Origin of the sequence: Actinomadura sp. RB99 (genome assembly GCF_014706005.1) — a bacterium.
GTDB lineage: Bacteria > Actinomycetota > Actinomycetes > Streptosporangiales > Streptosporangiaceae > Spirillospora.
The window spans coordinates 55,275-73,002 of sequence record NZ_JABMCA010000007.1 but is presented as its reverse complement, the minus strand read 5'-3'; the positions used below and the strand labels follow the sequence as shown (position 1 = coordinate 73,002).

Genomic DNA, 17,728 nt, shown 5'->3' with positions numbered 1-17,728 from the left:
GTCTCTCGCGGCGGGGTCGTCGTCATGGCGGCGCTCATGACGACGACCCCGCCGCAAGCGACGGTCAGTGGACGGCGGCGGCGAGGATGCCCGCGGTCTCGGCGATGGCGGGTTCGTCGGCCGCGGCGTCCGCCGTGAGGCGGTTCGTGGTGATCACGATGATCACCGGCGCGCCGGACGGCGGCCAGGCGATCGCCATGTCGTTGGCGGTGCCGTAGGTGCCGCCGGTGCCGGTCTTGTCGCCGACCGTCCAGCCCTTCGGCAGGCCGGCGCGGATCCGCTTGTCGCCGGTGATCGTCTGCTTCATCCAGCCCGTCAGGCGGTCGCGGTCCGCGCGGACGAGGGCGCCGCCGACGGTGAGGGTCCGCAGGTCGGCGGCCCAGGCGCGCGGGGTGGTGGTGTCGCGGAGCTCGCCCGGCTTCCAGAGGTTGAGGTCGGTCTCCCAGCGGTCGTGGCGGCTGACCCGGTCGCCGAGGGAGCGGAGGAACGCGGTGTCGCCCGCCGGCCCGCCGATCTGCCTGAGCAGCAGGTTCCCGGCGGTGTTGTCGCTCTGGGTGATGGCCGCCTTGCACAGGGCGGACACCGTCATTCCGTCCTTGACGTGGTCCTCGGTGACCGGCGAATTGTCCACCAGGTCTTTCTTCGTGTAATGGATGACCCGGTTCATCAGGCCCGGGTCGGTCCGCCGCGCCTTTCGCAGGACGGCACCGCACGCCATCACCTTGAAAGTGGACGCGAAAGCAAATCGCTCGTCCGCCCGGTACGAGGCGAAACGGCCCGTCCCGGTGTCCACCGCGAAGGCGCCGATACGGTCGCCGCGCGATTTCTCCAGGGCGTTCAACCTCTTCGTGACGGCGGCCTGGGACGGGGCGGGCCGAGAGCCCGGCGAGGCGGAGAGCGGCGCGACCGCGCTCTGCGGTACGGCCCGCTCGCCAGGGGATTCGTGGGAACCGCACGCCGCCAGCCCGGCGAGGGCCGTGGCGGACGCGGCGATCGCCGCGGTCGTGCGGAGACGGTGTCGGTATTCGCTCATGGGGAGAGCAGACCAGAGCCCGAGCAGCCGTGTCCAATATTGATATCCATGGCCCATCGATATCAATTCCGATATTCGCACTGCTCGGCGGCGGTTCCTGCCGGCTCAGAGCCAGTCGCGCAATTTGAAGACGGTGTAGAGTGCGACGCTGCACACCACGATGATGATCGAGCTGACGATGAACCCCGAATGCGTGGAGAACCCCGGATACGGCACGTTCTGCCCGTAGAAGCCGGTGACCGCCGTCGGCACCGCGATGATCGCCGCCCAGCTGGTGACCTTCTTCATCACCTCGTTCATCCGGTTGCCCTGCAGCGCGATCCGGGTGTCCAGCAGGTTCGCGACGAGGTCGCGCAGGCTGTCGGTCCACTCGCCGACGCGGAGCGTGTGGTCGTAGACGTCCTGGAGGTAGGGCGCGAGCGCCGGGGTGATCATCCGCAGGTCGCGGCGGAGCAGCGTGTTCACCACCTCGCGCATCGGCAGCGCGACCCGGCGCAGCGCCACCAGGTTCTTGCGCAGCCGGAAGCTGCGCCGCTGGATCTCCCGCACCTCGAACGCCTCGTCGAAGATCATCGACTCGACCTCGTCGGCCTCGTCGTCCAGCGCCTGCACCGCCTCCAGCTGCAGGTCCACGACCATGTCGAGCAGCCCGTAGAGCAGGTAGCCCGCGCCGGCCGAGGCGATGTCCACGCCCGGGCTCTCGTCCCACCGCTTGATCAGCGCGTCGATGTCGAAGCCGGGGCCCTGCCGGACGGTGACCAGCGCGCGCTCGGCCAGGAACGCCGACACCTCGTACAGCGTCAGCTCGCCGTCCTCGATCCGCGGCACGTAGACGTTCAGGAACGCGTACCCCTCGTAGCGGTCGATCTTGGCCCGCTCGTGCCGGGACACCGCGTCCTCGACCGCCACCGGGTCCAGGCCCAGCTCGTCGCCGATCACCCGCAGGTCGGCGCTCTGCGGCGCGCACAGGTCGACCCACACGACCGTGTCGTCCTCTTCGAGGTAGTCGCTGACCTGCGCGACCGGGAAGTCGTGCTTCTCCAGCGTGCCCTTGCGCCACACGCGGGTGCGCGGCGGAGGGACCTCGTCCCGGTCGCTGGGGGACTGCTCGGCACCGGCTTCGGAGGGATGCGCCATGGGCCCCCTTATACCCGAGTCGCCGGAGGAACACGGAGTGCGGTCGAGATCACAGCGCCCGTCCGAGCGGGGGCCGCCCGAGCAGGGCGGGGCCGGGATCGCGGCGTGGTCACAGGGGCGCGCGCGGGGGCGCCGACGAGCCGCGCACCACGAGCCGGCCGGGCAGCACCCGGGGCGCCGGACGGCCGCCGTCCAGCAGGTCCAGCAGCGCGGTCATGCCCTGGGCGCCCATCTCCTCGGCGGGCAGCCGGACCGTCGTCAGCTCCGGCTCCAGCGCGGTCGCCAGCAGCACGTCGTCGAACCCGGTGACCGACAGCTCGCCCGGCACGTCCAGCCCGAGCGCGCGCGCCGCCTTGTAGGCGCCCGCGGCGATCAGGTCGTCGTCGCAGACCAGCGCGGTCGGCGGATCGGGGCGGGCGAGCAGCCGCTGCGCCGCGTCCCGCGCCGAGGCGACGTCGATCGCGCACGCCGACCGGGCCAGCTCGCCGCCGGGCAGCGCCGCGACCTCGGCCGCGAGCACCTCGGCGCGGGCCCGGAACGTCCACTGGTCGACGCCCGCCGCGACATGCCCGAACCGGCGGTGCCCGAGCCCGGCCAGGTGCCGGGCGATCGCGCGCATCCCGGCGGCCACCCCGAAGTCGACGGTCGGGACGTCGGCGTCCGGTCCGCTGTCGAGCAGCACCGCGGGCGTCCCGTGGAACCGCTCCAGCGCCGCCGCGGGCATCGACGACGCCAGCACCCCGTCGATCGCCTCGTGCGGCGCGGGGAACGGGCTCTCGGCCGGGCCGTCCGCGTCGGCCGGCCAGGTGGACACCACCACCCCGAACCCGTGCCGCGCCGCGACCCGCGCCGCGCCGGTGTAGACGGGGCCGAAGAACGGCGCGGTGAGCGTCGGCACCATCAGCAGGACGGTCCGGGTGGTGCCGAGCCGCAGGTTCCGCGCGGCCTGGTTCGGCCGGTAGCCGAGCCGCTCGGCGGCGACCCGGACGCTGCGCGCGGTGGCGGGGGAGACGCGGCCGCTCCACTTGCCGCCCAGGACCAGCGACACCGTGGACTGCGAGACCCCGGCCTCCTGGGCGACGTCCTTACTGGTGGGACGGCCTGCCACCGGCACCTGGGCCTCCCTCGGGGACGTCGGACACGAAAAACAGACTAGAGCCGGACACTCGGGAAGTGGTACGTATGACCCACGGGGTAATACGTATGACGGCCACGACGGGGGCACAGAATGCGGGGCTATGTCGTCTTCCTGAGGCGGCCGCACGCGGCGCGGCTGCTCGGCGGGACGCTGTTCGGCCGGCTGCCGAACGGGATGGGCGCGCTCGCCGTCGTCCTGCACGTGCGCGCCGACGGCGGCGGCTACCCGCTCGCCGGCACTCTCGCCGCCGTCCTCGGCCTGGCGATGGCCGCCGGCCAGCCCGTCCTCGGCCGCGCCATGGACCGCTACGGGCAGCCGCGCGTCCTGCTGCCCGCCGCCTGCCTCTCCGCCGCCGGGTTCACGCTGCTCGCGGCCGTCGGCGCGCGCCCGCTGCCCCTCGCCGTCGCCGCCGTCGTCCTCGCCGGGTTCGCGACGCCGCCGCTGGAGGCCGGGCTCCGGGCGCTGTGGCCCGACGTCCTCGACGGCCCCGAGCAGGTCGACGCCGCCTACGCGCTCGACGCCGCCGCCCAGGAGATCCTCTTCTCCGTCGGGCCGCTCCTCGTCGTCGCCGCGGCCGCGGCCGGCACCGAGACCGCGCTCGTCCTCACCGGCCTGGTCGGCATCGCCGGGACCCTCGTCGTCGCGCTGTCCGGGCCGTCGCGCCGCTGGACGGGCGAGCCGCGCGCCGCCGACTGGGCCGGGCCGCTGCGCTCGACCGGGCTGCGCGTCCTGCTGGTCTCCCTCGCCTGCGCCGGCATCGCGCTCGGCGTGTACGCGGTCGCCGTCGTCGCCTACGCCGAACGCCTCGACAGCGGCATCGCCTCCGGGCTGCTCCTCGCCTGCATGGCCGCCGGCGCGCTCACCGGCGGCATCGTCTACGGCGCGCGGCCGTGGTCCGGCGAGCCGCACCGGCGGCTGCCGTGGCTGCTCGCCGCGCTCGCCGCCGGGTACGTGCCGCTCGTCCTCGCGCCCGGCCTGCCCGTGATGTCGGTGCTGGCGTTCGCCAGCGGCGTGTTCCTCGCACCCGTGCTGGCCTGCAGCTTCACCCTCGTCGACCGGCTCGCGCCGAGCGGCACCGTCACCGAGGCGTTCGCGTGGGTCGTCGCTGCGGTCGGCGCGGGCGGCGCCGCCGGCTCCGCGGTCGCCGGGTTCGGCGAGAAGCTCGCCGGGGTGCCGGGCGCGTTCGCCGGCGCCGGGATGGGCGGCGTCCTCGCCCTCACCCTATGCCTGCTCGGCGCCCGGACGCTGCGCCCCGCCGCCGCCCGGCCCGTCCCGGCCGAGGTCCTCTCTTAGGGACGCCCCCGGGCCGGGCCGCGCATCAGATCCAGGACTTGAACCAGATCCGGGCGTGCCAGTCGTCGTAGGTCAGCGTCTGCGCCGCCAGGATCGGATAGAAGTAGGCGAAGTTCGCCAGCACCACCAGCAGGAACGCGCCCGCGGCGGCCGCGCCGACGAGGCGCCGCACCCCCGGCGGCACCGGCGACGGCACCGACGCCGGGACCGGCGCGACCCGCGCGCCGCTCGGCCCGTGCAGATCGTCGGGGAACGCGTCCTCCTCGTAGGCCGGCCGCGCGCCGTCCTCCGCAGGCCGCCCGGACGCCGCCGCGTGCGCCCCCACCAGCCCGGACGCCGGTCCAATCAGATAGCCGAGCACCAGCACGACCGCCAGCACCATGAACGGGATCAGCGGCGTCGCGTAGAACAGGAACATCGTCCGGTCGCGGAACGCCGACGGGAACCAGGTCAGCCAGCCCGCGAGGAACCCCAGCACGATCGCCCCGGCCCGCCAGTCGCGCAGGACCAGCCAGATGAACAGCACCACGATCAGCGCGGCCAGCGCCCCCCACCACAGCGCGGGCGTCCCGATCCCGAGGATCTCCCGCGAGCACCGCGGCGCCCCGCACGACTTCGGCTCGGTGTAGAAGAACGCCACCGGGCGCCGCAGGACCGGCCAGTCCCACGGCCACGACTGGTACGGGTGCTTGGCGTCCAGGTTGTTGTGGAAGTCCAGCATCTGCCGGTGGTAGTCCCACAGGCGCGGCATCGCCTCGAACGGCCGCCACCACCAGTGGCTCGACGCGTGTCCGCGCCCCCACCCGCCCGGCTTGAAGATCCAGCCCGACCAGGTCGCCAGGTAGGAGACCAGCGCCACCACCACGAGCTGGACGAACGCCGGCCCCGCGTCCAGCAGCAGCGTCCCGGCGATCGGTTCCCGCACCCCGGCCGCGCGCCGCGCGCCGTAGTCCCAGAGCACCACCATCAGCCCGAACGCGGCGACGTAGAACACGCCCGTCCACTTGGTGGCGCACGCCAGGCCGAGGCAGACCCCCGCGCCCCAGCGCCACCCGTGCGCCAGGAACGGCCCGTACGCCGACGTCCGGCCCGCCTCGATCTTGTCGGCGAGGCTCCACCGGGACCGGTCCCGGTCGTTCACCAGGCACGCGAACCCGGCCAGGACCCAGAACATCACGAAGATGTCCAGCAGCGCGGCGCGGCTCGTCACGAACTCCAGGCCGTCCAGCGCCAGCAGCAGCCCGGCGGCGCAGCCGAGCAGCGTGGAGCCGGTCATCCGGCGGGCCACCCGGCACAGGATCAGCACCGACAGGGTGCCGACCAGCGCGGGCACGAACCGCCAGCCGAACGGGGTCGCGCCGAACGCCCACTCACCCATCGCGATCATCCACTTGCCGAACGGCGGGTGCGCGACGAACGACGGCCCCTGCCCCCAGATGTTCGCGTGCGGGTCCGCGATCAGCAGCTTGTCGGCGTTGTCGACGGTGTTGTGCTCCCAGCCGAACTTCAGCAGGGCCAGCGCGTCCTTGGCGTAGTAGGTCTCGTCGAAGACCACGGCCTTCGGCTGCCCGAGCCGGTAGAAGCGCAGGAAGCCCGCGAACAGCGTCACCAGCAGCGGGCCCAGCCAGCCCGCCAGGACGCCGCCCGGGACCGCGGGGGCGAGCCACTCGCGGGGGGAGGGCGGCCGCCACCGGGACGCGTTCGCCGGAGCCAGATCCGTCGTCGCCATCTCGCAATCGTAAAGCCGACTCCCGGCCGCCCGGCCCGGTCCCGGCGCGCGGCGCCCCTGGGAGGATGGGACCGTGATGGGGACTTTGCTGCTGGCGGCGGCGCCGATCGGGCAGGCCGGGGACGCGTCGGTGCGGCTGCGGGACGCGCTGGCGGCCGCGCCGGTGATCGCCGCAGAGGACACCCGGCGGCTGCGCCGGCTCGCCGCCGACCTCGGCGTCGAGCTCGTCGGGCGCGTCGTGTCCTACTACGACCAGAACGAGAGCGCGCGCGCCGAAGAGCTGCTGGAGGACCTGCTCGCCGGACGGGACGTCCTGGTGATCACCGACGCGGGGATGCCGGGCGTGTCCGACCCGGGGTACCGGCTGGTGCGCGCCGCGGTGGAGCGGGACGTGCCGGTCTCGGTGCTGCCCGGGCCGTCCGCCGTCACCACCGCGCTGGTCGTGTCGGGGCTGCCGACGGACCGGTTCTGCTTCGAGGGCTTCCCGCCGCGCAAGAAGGGCGAGCAGGCGCGGCGGCTGGAGGCCCTCGCCGCCGAGCCCCGCACCATGGTGTTCTTCGAGTCGCCGCGCCGGCTGGCGGACACGCTGCGCGCCATGGCGGCGGCGTTCGGGGCGGACCGTCCGGCCGCCGTCTGCCGGGAGCTGACCAAGACCTACGAGGAGGTCCGCCGCGGCGGCCTCGCCGAGCTGGCCGGATGGGCCGCGGAGCGGGACGTGCGCGGCGAGATCACCGTGGTCGTGGGCGGCGCGCCGAAGCCCGCCGGGCTGTCCGATCCGGCCGACCTGGTCGCCGCCGTCGCCGCCCGGGAGGCCGCCGGAACCCCGCGCAACCAGGCGATCCGGGAGATCGCCAAGGAGAACGGCGTACCACGCGGGACCGTCTACGACGCTGTCGTCGCCGCCAGGAAACAGTGACCCCGTACGGAACGATCCAAAGGCTGATTTCGGGGGAATAGCTCCTTCGGTGGCCCGCGCTGGACCACTAGAGGACCGGCGGAGCCACCATGCTTTGTGGGACCCCGCGGCTCAGAGCCCGGCGCGAGCCGGGCAGACGGCACGAGATGCCGCCGGTAGCGCGAGATGGCGTCACCGAGGGGGTGAGGGCCATGCAGGATGCATGGTCGAGCCGTGAGGCATGGGTCTACGAATGCCTGTGCTGCGAGACGACCTGGGACGAGGTTCTCGAGGTCCGTCATGTCGGCGATGGGCACGGCAACGAGGCCGTCATCTATGAGCGGAACGGCCAGCCGTGCACGACGCCGTGGACGGACTCCCTGTGCCCGAAGTGCCAGAGCCGGAACGTCAAGGCGTGGGCGGCGTCCCGCAAGGCCGGGGAGATGCCCCCGGTCCGCGACGGGAGCGACGTGGCGATGGTGTTCCACCTCCGCCGCATCCACGCCTGGTGACCGGGAGCGGCCACGACCGGGCCCCTGGGGCCAGGCGCTGACCGCCGGCCGCGGATGGTTGACCGCCGGCGGGTCCCGGAGGGCCGTCAGCCGGCGGTGACCTCCGGGACCTTCCGCCCGACGGGCTCGGACGGGACGTCCAGCGACCGGGCCGGGCCCGGACGCCCGCGCAGCCGCCGCCACCAGCCGTCCAGCCGGTGCCGGACCTCCGGCGTGAACGCCATCCCGGCGGCCAGCGCGGCCAGCGGGACGGCCGGCAGCACGTACCGGTAGTCGAACTCGGCGGTCGCGGCGGGCGCGAGCAGCAGCCCGGTCGCCAGCGTCCACGGCAGCAGCGCCTCGCCGCCGAACCGCCGCCACAGCGCGACCATGCCGCCGAGCCCGAGCAGCAGCACGCCGCCGAGCATCGTCCCGCGCAGGTAGACCGCGTCCTGGTAGCCGCGCATGACGCCGCCGAACGGCTCGATCACGCGGGTGCGGGCGTCGCCGTGCTCGTACGCCCGGGCCTCGCCGGACGCGGTCGAGTCGGCGTCCATCCGCCAGTCGGGCAGCGCGTTGCCCTTCGTGCCGAACTCGTACTGCGAGTAGGTCGCCTTGTCCGGGAACACCGTCCGGTTCCAGCGGAACACGCGGAAGAAGTCGTGGGCGACGACCTTCAGGTAGTCGCCGGGCTGGGCGAGGATGGCGCGCTTGGCGAAGTCGTTGCTGGCCGCGTTGTTCTCGGGGCTGAACCGGGTCCCGGGGAAGCGGTTCAGCGGCGAGGCCGCGTTCCAGATGCCGTCCTGGGAGTTCGGCAGCCGGTTCGCCGGCTCGGTGCACAGCGGGTACTCGCTGACCGGAAGCCCGTGCATCTTGTGGCAGTCGGCGAACTTGTAGGCCCGCGCGTACAGGAAGATCCCGTTGCTCTCGGTGATCGCGAACTTGCCGCTGTCCACCTTGTACCAGGTCATGTAGGACAGCACCGGCAGCGCGCACGCCGCCGCGGTGATCGCCATCGTCCGCCAGCCCATGCGCCGGATCAGCATGTACGCCAGCACGCCGAGCAGCACCGGCGCGCCGACCGACCGGGTCAGCCAGGAGAACCCGACGATCAGCCCGATCGCCAGCGCGATCCTCCAGGACGGCCGGTCGTGCCACAGCAGCAGCGTCACCGCGACCATCACCAGGAAGGTGAACGTCGTGTCGGACAGGACGAGGTGCTCGAGCTGGATCTGGTAGGCATCGAACAGCACCGGCACCGTGGCGAGCGAGGCGCCCCAGCCGGGCAGCCCGAACTTGCGGCGCAGCAGCGCGTAGATCATCACGCCCATGCCCAGGCCCATGAGGTGCTGGACGGCGGCGACCAGCGCGAAGCTGTGGAACGGCTTCAGCGCCCACAGCAGGAACGAGTAGCCGTCGGGCCGCAGCGGGTGCGGGTACAGCCCCATCGCCACGTGCAGGTAGTCGAAGCTGTCGTTGAAGAACATCGCCGGCTGGTAGCCGACCATCGCGACCACCCGCAGCAGCGCCGCTGTGGCAATGATCACACTGAAGATCGGGTGCCGCCGGATCCGCGCCCACGTCCCGCCGGCGCGCCCGCCGAGCCACGAGCCGATCCCGCGCAGGGACGGCACTCGGACCGACGCGCGCGGGAAGGCGGCGGTCGCGCCCCCTGGAGCGTCGCCGGCGTCGCCGGGCGGCGCGCCGTCGTTCGCCCGTTCCTTCATGTCCCCATTCGCGGCGCCATTTCCGACGTCGCCGGAGGGTGCCTCCGCGACCGCCGGGGAACCGTTCTCCGGTTCCGGTCCGCCGGGCGTGTCGCGGGCCGTTCCCGGCCCCTCCGCGACGGCCCCGGTATCCGCCGTGACCTGGGAGGTCTCCGCCGTGCCCGCGTCCGCCGCGGCCCCCTTCAGCTCGGCACCGCGCGGCGATTCGACAGCCACTCCGGCACCTCCCCTCCGCCGCTCTGTCCTCGGACCTGTGGCACTGCGTCCTCCGCCGCGCGTCACAGTCGACCCACCCTTTCCGGGCCGCCATACCCGTATGCTTGACGTCCTAGCCTGCCGCCCGGTTCGCGGCGGAGAGGGTTTTTCGGTTGCAAGTAGGCAACACGATACGGGTGCTCTTATGGAGAGCGGCCACCATCACCCGTCCACGGCAGGCATCATGAACGACGACGGGCCGCCGGGCGGATACACCATGAGACCAGACAACCGCACCGCCAACGGTCACCAGGGGTAACGAAGGAGATCGCGTGGAACTCTCCGTAGTGATGCCATGCCTGAACGAGGCCGAAACGGTCGAGACCTGTGTCCGCAAGACGATCGGCTTCTTTGAGGACAGCGGTATCGACGGCGAGGTCGTCATCGCCGACAACGGCAGCACGGACGGCAGCCAGCAGCTCGCCCGGGACGCCGGGGCGCGCGTCGTGCCGGTGGTCGACAAGGGCTACGGCAACGCGCTGATGGGCGGGATCCGGGCCGCGCGCGGCAAGTACGTGGCGATGGGCGACGCCGACGACTCCTACGACTTCACCACCCTCGGCCCGTTCCTGGACGAGCTGCGCGACGGCGCCGACCTCGTCATGGGCAACCGGTTCAAGGGCGGCATCGCGCCCGGCGCCATGCCGCCCCTGCACCGCTACCTGGGCAACCCGGTGCTCAGCTTCGTCGGCCGGCTGTTCTTCGGCAGCAAGATCGGCGACTTCCACTGCGGGCTGCGCGCGTTCGACCGGGACGCGATCCTGCGGCTCGGCCTGCAGACCGGCGGCATGGAGTTCGCCAGCGAGATGGTCGTCAAGGCGACCCTGCAGAAGTACGACATCCGCGAGGTCCCGACGACGCTGTCGCCGGACGGCCGGACCCGCGCCCCGCACCTGAACACCTGGCGGGACGGCTGGCGGCACCTGCGGTTCCTCATGCTGTACAGCCCGCGCTGGCTGTTCCTCATCCCCGGCCTGGTCTTCATGACCCTCGGCCTGCTGGCCGGCATCGCGATCTCCGCCGGGCCGGTGCGGATCGGCGCGATCGCCTTCGACGTCGACACCCTCGTCGGCGCGTCCGCCGCGCTGGTGATCGGCTTCCAGGCGGTGCTGTTCGCGCTGCTCACCAAGGTGTACGCGATGCAGGAGGGATTCCTGCCGCACGACCGCCGGGTGCAGAGGCTCATCGACTGGTGGAGCCTGGAGCGCGGCCTGCTGACCGGCGGGCTGCTGGCCATCGCGGGCCTCGCCGGCCTCGTCGCCTCGCTGCTGCACTGGCGGGGGCACAGCTTCGGCGAGCTGGACCCGCGCGACTCGCTGCGCATCGTCGTGCCGGCCGCGACCGCGCTGGTCATGAGCTTCCAGGTGATGTTCGCGTCGCTGTTCGTCAGCATCCTCGGCATCCGCCGCCGCCAGCACCCGCCGCTCACCGACCCGGCCGAGGAGGCCGCGGGCGTGGTGGACGCCGCCGCGCACAAGGTCGCCGGCGAGCGCCAGACCGCGGCCGCCGAAGCGGACGCCGCCTCCGAGGACGCGGAGAAGGCCGCCGCGGACGCCGCCGGCCCCGCCGAGGTGGCCGAGGCCGCCGGGACGCCGGACGAGCACTGACCGGCCTCCGAACCCCCGTGGTTCCGGCGCGGTGACGGAGCGTGGCCGAACCCGAGAACTTGCTGAGGGTTTCCCGGCCGGAAACGTCCGTCCGTCCGGCGCTGTGACAGGCTGAGACGAACATGGATCTTCGTTCCCTGACCGCGCGCGGCCGGCGGACCGGGCGGCCGTGAGCACCGAGGCCGCGCCGCCGGTCCTGTCCCGCCCGCCCGCCGCGCCCCCCGCCGGACGGGACGCTCCGGCATCGATGGGGCGGCGCCGCTGGGTGCTGCTGTTCGTCCTCGGCTGGGCGGTGCAGGCCGCGGTGCGGCTGTGGCTCGCGTCCGGGCAGACGATGCCGGTGGCGACGCCGGACGAGTCGGGGTACCTGTTCGCCGCCCGGGTCCTGACCGGCGGTCCTGACGCCGACATGTCGTACGGGACGGTGTACCGCGGCGGCTACCCGCTGCTGCTGACGCCGGTGCTGTGGATCGCGCACGACCCGGTGAGCGTGTACCGGGGCGCGCTGGTCGTCAACGCCCTGATCAGCGCGCTGATGATGCCGCTGGCCTACCTGATGCTGCGGGCGTTCCAGGTGCGCCGGCGCTGGTCGTACCTGTTCGCGCACGTCACGGCGCTGCTGCCGGGCGTGCTGTTCTTCTCCGAGTTCGCGTTGACGGACGCGGTCCTGCCGGTGGTCGTGGTGGGCTGGCTGCTGTTCGTCCACACCTGGCTTCACGCCGGGCGCTCGCCCGCAGGGGAGACGCCGCGGGTCGCGCTGTACGGGGCGGGCGCGTCGCTGCTCGTCGCGTTCGCCTACACCTCGCACACGCGCGGGACGATCCTGCTGGGCGTCCACGCCGTGCTGCTGGCGGCCGCCCTGGTGTTCCGGTGGCGGCCCTGGCGGGGCGTCGCGGTGCAGGCCCTCGTCCTCGCCGCCGCGGTCGGCGCGGGGACGCTGCTGAACCGTTCGCTGCTGCCGCACATGTACCCGTCCGGCGACAACGACCTGAGCGGGAACCTCGTCCGCCGCGTCACCACGCAGGACGGCTGGGCCTGGATGCTGTCGCTCGGCACCGGCCAGATCTGGTATCAGGCCGTCGCGACGGGCGGGATCGCGGCGATCGGCCTCATCACGGTCGCGTTCGTCGCCGCCCGGCGCGGCACGCCGCTCCGGCAGCGGACGCTGGCGCTCGGCGTCCTCGCGATCGTGGCGGGGATCGCGTTCGCGACGTCCGCGGCGCTCCCGGACGAGTACCGGATCGGCAACTACGTCTACGGCCGCTACCTGGCGTGCATCACCCCGGTCCTGTTCATGGTGGGGATCGCGGTGCTGCTGCGGGCGTCGCGGCGGACGCTGGCGCTCGTGGCGGGCTCGGCCGCCGTGCTGACGCTCCTGGCGGCGTGCGTGGTCCAGTGGTACGCGGGCGACCGGCTGACCCGGTACACGTTCACGTCGTACGACTTCCCGGAGACGTCGTTCCTCACCTGGGACTGGAAGTCGTTCGAGCTGTGGCACGCCACCGTCGCGGGGCTCGCGCTGCTCGGCCTCGCGGTCGCGGCGGTGCTGCTGCGCCGCCGCGGCCCGGCGCTCCTCGCCGGGCTCCTCGCCGCGGTGACGCTGGCGATGTCGGTCACCGCCACGGAGCGGATCGCGCACCCGCTGGTCGACGCCGAGATCGCGCACACCGACCTGCGGGGGATCCCGGGCCTGCGCGACACCCGGTCGGTGGCGATCGACTGGAACGTCCCGTGGACGATCCGCCTGTCGCAGTACTACTGGGCCTGGTGGAGCGACGGCAGCGTCTTCAACGCCCAGACGACCCCGGCGCCGCGGGCCGCGGACATGGTCATCATGTGGTGGCCCAAGAACGTCCCGGCGGAGCGGTCCTGGCCGCACGGCGCGCCCTCCGGCTGGAAGGTCGTCGACAGCCGCCGCACCGTCGAGGGCGACTGGGTCGCCTGGACCCGCTGACGGCCTCGCGGGGCCGTCAGCCGGTGGCGCCGGGCGGCGGGTTCCACAGCTGCAGGACGCCGTCGGACGACCGCCACATCAGCCGCCAGCCCTTCGCGGGGTCCGGCTTCCAGCCGGCGGCGATCTGCGACTCCTGGCCGCGCCAGTGCGTGTACAGCATCGGCCCCTGGAGGGCGTCGAGCGGCAGTTGCGGCACGTAGTGCGGGAAGTCGCGGATCTCGCCGTGCCAGATCGGCTCGCCCCACATGTCCCGCGTGTAGAACGTCAGGGTCTGCGCGAGGCGCCGGTCGGCGCAGATCAGCCGTAGATCCTGGTGCTCGCCCAGGTAGATCCGCAGCTGGTTCCACGCCTTGTCGCGCGGCAGCTCGGGGACGGCCGTCACGGCGGCCCACACGTACGCGCCGCCGAGCGCCACCGCCGCGACCGGGACGACGAGGGTCCGCAGCCGCAGCCGCGCGACCAGGCCGTCCGGGATCATCCTGAACATCAGGATCAGCGACCCGAACCCGCCCGCGAGCAGCGCGGGCAGCACCGCGAACCAGTACCGCTGGAGCCAGGCGCGCAGCGAGATGCTGTGCGGGTCGAGGACGCCGGAGAAGACCGTCAGCGGGACGGCGAGGGTGAAGAACCACACCAGCACCAGCGCGAGCCGCCGGTCGCGGGTGACCGCGAACCCGACGATCGTCAGCGCCAGCGCCGCGACGAAGATCGTGCCGAGCGGGTTCCAGTCGTGCATCGCGCGCAGGAACGACCGCGCCGCCAGCCCGCGCGTGACGTAGTCGCGGGACTCGCCGCCGTGCTCGGCCGCCGAGATCAGCCCGGCGAGCGGGTTGCCCCACACGATCTGGTTGTGGACGAAGTTGAACGCCAGCACGACCACCATCGGCGCGCCGACCGTGACGTTGCGCCGCCACGGGATCCGCAGCAGCGCCAGGTAGGCGGGGATCGCGAGGAACAGGAACGCCAGGAACTCCCGGACGAGGAACGAGCAGCCGAGCAGGAGCCCCGCCGCCAGCAGGAACCTCGTCTGGACGCGTCCCGTGCGGCGGCCCGCCACGACCAGCGCCGCCATCCCGATCGCGAACAGCCCGGCGCCCGGCATGTCGGGCAGCATCACCCCCGTCGACCAGGTGATCTCGTGGCCGTACGGGTTGGTCATCGTGAAGAACGGGTGGACCAGCAGGACCCCGGCCGACAGCAGGCCCGCGACGTCCCCGAACAGCGCCCGCACCACCAGGTACGTGCCGACGAAGAACGCGATCCCGCCGAGCGCGGCGATCACGAAGTAGGCGGCCTGGCCGGGGCCGAGGACGTCCTGGACGAGCCGAGCGGGCAGCACCAGCCCGATCCGCGTCACCTGGTGCGGGACCTCGTCGAACGGGAAGACGCCGAGCGGGATGTCGGGCCAGTCGCGGGCCGCGAGCCACACGTAGTACGGGTCGAAGTACAGCGGCGGGGTCATCAGCACCCACTGCGCGGTCACGGCGCAGACCCCGACGAGCAGCGCCAGCCACCACACGCGGCGGGTCCGGCGGATCCGGGCGATCAGCCGCCGGGGCGCCCCGCCCGCCCGTCCGGTGGTCGTTTCCTGCGTGACGGCCGGCTGGTCGGCCGTGGTCTGCGGCATGGCTGGCTTCTGCCCCTGGCTGGACGACGGGCTGGACTGCGCTGGGCGCCGGACCAGGCTACTCGCGTGCCGGACCCGCCGTAGTCGGCCGTACCGGATCTGCAGCAACCTTCCAGCCGGCGTCCCGCTCCCGGAGTTATCCACAGGTGGCGATATCCGTGCGGTTCAACGGGGCGGCGCGACTACCCTTGATTCCATGTCCTCGTCAAGCCGACACATCCTGACCGCGCCCGCCTGGCCGTACGCCAACGGGCCCCGTCACATCGGGCACGTCTCCGGTTTCGCGCTGCCCGCCGACATGTTCAGCCGCTACCAGCGGATGGCGGGCAACCAGGTCCTGATGGTCAGCGGCACCGACGAGCACGGCACGCCGATCCAGGTGCAGGCCGACAAGGAGGGCGTGACCGCCCGCGAGCTGGCCGACCGCTACAACGGCGTGATCGCCGAGGACCTGCACGGCCTCGGCATGACCTACGACCTGTTCACCCGGACGACCACGCTGAACCACTACGCGATCGTCCAGGAGATCTTCAAGGGCCTCTACGACAACGGCTACATCTTCCCCACCACCACGATGGGCGCGATCTCGCCGTCCACCGGCCGGACGCTGCCGGACCGCTACATCGAGGGCACCTGCCCCATCTGCGGGTACGACGGCGCGCGCGGCGACCAGTGCGACAACTGCGGCAACCAGCTCGACCCGGTCGACCTGATCAACCCGGTGTCGCGGATCAACGGCGAGAAGCCGAAGTTCGTCGAGACCGAGCACTTCATGCTCGACCTGCCCGCCTTCACCGACGTGCTCGGCCGGTACCTGCGCGGCAAGCAGAGCGGGTCGCTGGCGTGGCGGCCGAACGTGGTGAAGTTCGCGCTGAACCTGCTGGACGACATCCAGCCGCGGGCGATCAGCCGCGACATCGACTGGGGCGTGCCGATCCCGCTGGACGGCTGGCGCGAGAACCCGGCGAAGAAGCTGTACGTCTGGTTCGACGCGGTCGTCGGCTACCTGTCGGCGTCCGTGGAGTGGGCGAAGCGCTCGGGCGACCCGGACGCGTGGCGCGCCTGGTGGCAGGACCCGGACGCCCTGTCCTACTACTTCATGGGCAAGGACAACATCGTCTTCCACGCCGAGATCTGGCCGGCGATGCTGCTCGGCTACAGCGGCCGGGGCGACAAGGGCGGCGAGCCCGGCTCGCTGGGCGCGCTGAACACCCCGACCGAGGTCGTGTCGTCGGAGTACCTGACGATGGAGGGCCGCAAGTTCTCCTCGTCCCGCCAGGTCGTCATCTACGTCAAGGACTTCCTGGAGCGCTACGACGTCGACGCGCTGCGCTACTACGTCGCCGTCGCCGGCCCGGAGAACAACGACACCGACTTCACCTGGTCGGAGTTCGTCCGCCGCAACAACGACGAGCTGGTCGCCGCGTGGGGCAACCTCGTCAACCGGTCGGTGAACATGGCCGCGAAGAACTTCGGCGCGATCCCCGAGCCGGGCGACCTCAACGACGCCGACCGCGCCCTGATGGAGCGCAGCCGGAACGGGTTCGCGGCGGTGGGCGCCGAGCTGGAGCGGTCGCGCTTCAAGAACGCGATCACCGAGGCGCTCGACGTCGTCCGGGACGCCAACCGCTACCTGTCGGACCAGGCGCCCTGGAAGCTGAAGGACGACCCGGCCCGCGTCCAGTCGATCCTGCACACCGCGCTGCAGGTCGTCGACGACGCCAAGACGCTGCTGACCCCGTTCCTGCCGAACTCCTCGCAGAAGGTGTACGAGCTGCTCGGCGGCGAGGGCGAGTGGAGCGGCATGCCGCGGCTGGAGACGGTCTCGGAGGAGGGCGGCCCCGACTACCGGGTCCTCACCGGCGACTACGCCACCGCGGCGCGCTGGGAGTCCACGCCGATCAAGCCGGGGGTCCCGCTGGCCAAGCCGACCCCGCTGTTCAAGAAGCTCGACGCGTCCGTGGTGGACGAGGAGCTCGCGCGGCTGGAGGCGGAGTGAGCCCGGTGGACGGCCAGGGCGGCGAGGCCGCCCGGTCGTTCCCGCCGCTGCCCGAGCGGCTCCCGGTCGACGTGTTCGACAGCCACTGCCACCTCGACATCGTCGACACGCCGGTCAGCGAGCAGCTGCACTCGGCGAAGGCGGCGGGCGTCACCCGGATCGTGACGATCGGCTGCGACCTGCCGTCGTCGCGGTTCGCGGTCGACGCCGCCGCCGAGTTCGACGACGTCTACGCGGGCGTCGCGATCCACCCGAACGAGACGACGGGCATCAACGACGACGTCCTGCACGACATCGAGGCGATGGCCGCGCACCCGAAGGTGCGGGCGATCGGCGAAACGGGCCTGGACTACTACCGCGACTGGGCGCCGAAGACCGACCAGCACGCGTCGTTCCGCGCCCACGTCGCGATCGCCAAGCGCACCGGAAAGGCCCTGGTCATCCACGACCGCGAGGCCCATGACGACGTGCTGGCGATCCTCCAGGAGGAGGGCGCGCCGGAGCGGGTGGTGTTCCACTGCTTCTCCGGCGACGCCGCCATGGCGAAGGTCTGCGCCGACCGCGGCTACGTGATGAGCTTCGCCGGGAACGTCACGTTCAAGAACGCCGAGCCGCTGCGCGAGGCGCTGCGCGTCGCGCCCCTCGACCTCGTCCTCGTCGAGACCGACGCGCCGTTCCTCACCCCGGTCCCGAACCGGGGCAAGCCGAACGCGTCGTACCTCATCCCGCACACCGTCCGCGCGATGGCCGAGGTCAAGAACGTCGACCTCGCCGAGCTGTGCGCCGCCATCGCCGCCAACGGCGAACGCACCTTCGGCGGCTGGTAGCCGGAGGTGCGGGCCT

Annotated in this window: 13 protein-coding genes; 7 read left to right on the top strand and 6 right to left on the bottom strand. The window is 72.7% G+C overall.

What is annotated here, in order from left to right:
* Positions 1–64 precede the first annotated feature (64 nt).
* The 3 genes from bla to amrb99_RS08960 all read right to left on the bottom strand — a co-directional run bounded on the left by bla (position 65) and on the right by amrb99_RS08960 (position 3,284).
* Entirely contained in the window at positions 65–1,033 is a 969-nt protein-coding gene (gene bla / locus amrb99_RS08970; RefSeq protein WP_190854590.1) for a class A beta-lactamase, read from the bottom strand.
* Between the two features lie 105 nt (positions 1,034–1,138).
* The gene (locus tag amrb99_RS08965; protein WP_190854588.1) at positions 1,139–2,170 is read right to left on the bottom strand and encodes a magnesium transporter CorA family protein; all 1,032 of its coding nucleotides are present in this window, start codon (positions 2,168–2,170) and stop codon (positions 1,139–1,141) included.
* 109 nt (positions 2,171–2,279) lie between these two features.
* Positions 2,280–3,284: a substrate-binding domain-containing protein gene (locus amrb99_RS08960; protein WP_190854585.1), complete on the bottom strand. Its 1,005-nt coding sequence runs from the start codon at positions 3,282–3,284 to the stop codon at positions 2,280–2,282.
* A gap of 114 nt (positions 3,285–3,398) precedes the next feature.
* On the opposite strand from amrb99_RS08960, the gene amrb99_RS08955 reads away from it, so the two are divergent.
* Complete coding sequence (locus tag amrb99_RS08955) at positions 3,399–4,601, top strand: MFS transporter (protein ID WP_190854583.1); 1,203 nt, start codon at positions 3,399–3,401, stop codon at positions 4,599–4,601.
* 25 nt (positions 4,602–4,626) lie between these two features.
* Here amrb99_RS08955 and amrb99_RS08950 read toward each other — a convergent pair whose 3' ends face one another.
* Positions 4,627–6,330, bottom strand: a complete 1,704-nt coding sequence (locus amrb99_RS08950) for a phospholipid carrier-dependent glycosyltransferase (RefSeq protein WP_190854581.1) — start codon at positions 6,328–6,330, stop codon at positions 4,627–4,629.
* Positions 6,331–6,406: 76 nt separating this feature from the next.
* Between amrb99_RS08950 and rsmI the strand changes: the two genes are divergently transcribed.
* Entirely contained in the window at positions 6,407–7,246 is an 840-nt protein-coding gene (gene rsmI, locus amrb99_RS08945) for a 16S rRNA (cytidine(1402)-2'-O)-methyltransferase (RefSeq protein WP_190854579.1), read from the top strand.
* A 191-nt stretch (positions 7,247–7,437) separates the two neighbouring features.
* A complete protein-coding gene (locus amrb99_RS08940) occupies positions 7,438–7,737 on the top strand; it encodes a hypothetical protein (protein WP_190854577.1) in 300 nt (99 codons plus the stop codon).
* Positions 7,738–7,823: 86 nt separating this feature from the next.
* Here the strand turns inward: amrb99_RS08940 and amrb99_RS08935 are convergent, their stop codons facing one another.
* Positions 7,824–9,443 carry a glycosyltransferase family 39 protein gene (locus amrb99_RS08935; RefSeq protein ID WP_241755394.1) on the bottom strand — a complete coding sequence of 540 codons (1,620 nt, stop codon included), beginning with the start codon at positions 9,441–9,443 and terminating at the stop codon, positions 7,824–7,826.
* 527 nt (positions 9,444–9,970) lie between these two features.
* Here amrb99_RS08935 and amrb99_RS08930 point away from each other — a divergent pair.
* Together amrb99_RS08930 and amrb99_RS08925 are read left to right on the top strand one after the other, a co-directional pair.
* Positions 9,971–11,305, top strand: a complete 1,335-nt coding sequence (locus amrb99_RS08930; protein WP_347256606.1) for a glycosyltransferase family 2 protein — start codon at positions 9,971–9,973, stop codon at positions 11,303–11,305.
* A gap of 169 nt (positions 11,306–11,474) precedes the next feature.
* A complete protein-coding gene (locus amrb99_RS08925; protein ID WP_347256605.1) occupies positions 11,475–13,259 on the top strand; it encodes a hypothetical protein in 1,785 nt (594 codons plus the stop codon).
* Between the two features lie 16 nt (positions 13,260–13,275).
* On the opposite strand, the gene amrb99_RS08920 is transcribed toward amrb99_RS08925, so the two are convergent.
* Entirely contained in the window at positions 13,276–14,886 is a 1,611-nt protein-coding gene (locus amrb99_RS08920; protein WP_190854575.1) for a glycosyltransferase family 39 protein, read from the bottom strand.
* Between the two features lie 196 nt (positions 14,887–15,082).
* Between amrb99_RS08920 and metG the strand changes: the two genes are divergently transcribed.
* Entirely contained in the window at positions 15,083–16,885 is a 1,803-nt protein-coding gene (metG, locus tag amrb99_RS08915; RefSeq protein ID WP_190854573.1) for a methionine--tRNA ligase, read from the top strand.
* Positions 16,882–17,712, top strand: a complete 831-nt coding sequence (locus tag amrb99_RS08910) for a TatD family hydrolase (RefSeq protein WP_347256604.1) — start codon at positions 16,882–16,884, stop codon at positions 17,710–17,712. Before metG ends, amrb99_RS08910 begins: the two co-directional genes overlap by 4 nt.
* Positions 17,713–17,728 lie beyond the last annotated feature (16 nt).